The 933-nt window shown below is 46.9% G+C and carries 1 rRNA gene; it reads right to left on the bottom strand.

The annotated features are described in order from the left end of the window. A 23S ribosomal RNA gene (locus A9G42_RS04510) occupies positions 1-846 on the bottom strand; the annotation flags it as partial. Positions 847-933: the final 87 nt, after the last annotated feature.

The raw sequence follows: 933 nt of genomic DNA, 5'->3' as shown, positions 1-933 counted from the left end.
TCATGAGGCGCTACCTAAATAGCTTTCGGGGAGAACCAGCTATCTCCCGGTTTGATTGGCCTTTCACCCCCAGCCACAGGTCATCCGCTAATTTTTCAACATTAGTCGGTTCGGTCCTCCAGTTAGTGTTAACCAACCTTCAACCTGCCCATGGCTAGATCACCGGGTTTCGGGTCTATACCCTGCAACTTAACGCACAGTTAATACTCGGTTTCCCTTCGGCTCCCCTATTCGGTTAACCTCGCTACAGAATATAAGTCGCTGACCCATTATACAAAAGGTACGCAGTCACTATTACCCAACGGTAACAGCTCCCACTGATTGTACGTACACGGTTTCAGGGTCTATTTCACTCCCCTCCCGGGGTTCTTTTCGCCTTTCCCTCACGGTACTGGTTCACTATCGGTCAATCAGGAGTATTTAGCCTTGGAGGATGGTCCCCCCTTCTTCAGACAGGATATCACGTGTCCCGCCCTACTCTATAAGCTTCCACATCATGCATTTTCATGTACGGGACTTTCACCCTCTATCGTGCGACTTTCCAGACGCTTCCACTAATACATCATGCTACCCGCTTGGGCTACTCCCCTTTCGCTCGCCGCTACTTAGGGAATCTCGGTTGATTTCTTTTCCTCGGGGTACTTAGATGTTTCAGTTCTCCCGGTTCGCCTCATATAACTATGAATTCATTATATGATAGTGTAGTCACCTACACTGGGTTTCCCCATTCGGACATCAACGGCTATAGCGCCTTTTATCGGCTCACCGTCGCTTTTCGCAGATTAACACGTCCTTCTTCGCCTCTGATTGCCTAGGCATCCACCGTGTACGCTTAATTTCTTAACCTTACAACTCACAGTTGTCTTGGTTTTCAATTTACGCTTTTTTCTCTTTTTTACTTCAATACTTTTAATTTAATCAGCTTAACTCAAT

The sequence above is a fragment of the Gilliamella sp. Nev6-6 genome (assembly GCF_001690605.1).
In the GTDB taxonomy this organism is placed as follows: domain Bacteria; phylum Pseudomonadota; class Gammaproteobacteria; order Enterobacterales; family Orbaceae; genus Gilliamella; species Gilliamella apicola_C.
This window is presented reverse-complemented; position numbering and strand designations above follow the sequence as displayed.